Below are 896 nucleotides of genomic sequence, written 5' to 3'. Positions count from 1 at the left end.
TGGGCGCGGACACCACGACGGCGGGCGGGCGGTCGGTGGACGGCGGTCCCGGGATGCCGCACCTGCTGCTCCGTCAGCGTCCGCCGCTGGAGGCGGAGCTGGGGCGCGAGGCGGTGGAGGGGTTCCTCACCGCGAACCCGGCCCGCGCGTTCGCGGCGGCCTGGCGGCCCGCGGCCCGCGACTGACCGCCGTCACTCCTCCCCGGCCGCCACCAGCGGGTCGTCGAGCACCGGCTGCCAGGCCAGTTCCGCCGCGCCGACGAGACTGTTGTGGTCCAGGGAGCACGGCAGGATCGGTACGCCGCCGCTGCGGCCCCACAGGCTGCGGTCGGCGACCACCGCGCGCAGCCGCTCGGGGCCGGTCTCGACGAGGACGCGGTGGAGGCCGCCGAGGATGATGCGGTCGGGGTTGAGGAGGTTGACGAGGGCGGCGATGCCCTGGCCGAGACGGTCGGTCAGCAGATCGGCCGCGGCCCGGACGGCGGGGTCGGCGTACTCGTGGCGGAGCAGGTCGGCGGCCTGCTGGAGGAGGGAGCCCTCGGGGCCGGGGGTGCGCCGGGCCGCGTCGAGGAAGGCGAGCGGGTCCGTCTCGACGTCCAGGCAGCCGCGGCTGCCGCAGTGGCAGCGCGCGCCTCCGGGGCGGACGGTGAGATGGCCGACCTCCAGGGCCAGTCCCGAACTGCCGCTGTGCAGACGCCCGTCGAGCACCAGCGCGCCGCCGACGCCGCGGTGGCCGGAGGCGACGCACAGGAGGTCGCGGGCGCCCCGTCCGGCACCGTGGCGGTGTTCGGCCAGGGCCATCAGGTTGACGTCGTTGCCGGTGAAGCCGATCTCCCCGGTGACGCCCGGGACACCGGCGTCGGCGAGCGCGCGCCGGAACAGGGCGCGGACCGGCGC

General features: G+C 77.3%; 1 protein-coding gene and 1 pseudogene. One reads left to right on the top strand and one right to left on the bottom strand.

The features are described 5' to 3' along the window. Nucleotides 1–185, top strand: a pseudogene (locus AC51EU_RS30700) (phosphotriesterase family protein); the annotation flags it as partial. A gap of 6 nt (nucleotides 186–191) precedes the next feature. Here the strand turns inward: AC51EU_RS30700 and AC51EU_RS30695 are convergent. Further along, on the bottom strand, nucleotides 192–896 hold a 705-nt coding region (locus AC51EU_RS30695; RefSeq protein ID WP_496270361.1), incomplete at its 5' end, for an ROK family protein.

The organism is Candidatus Streptomyces philanthi (assembly GCF_059553635.1).
This window is presented reverse-complemented; position numbering and strand designations above follow the sequence as displayed.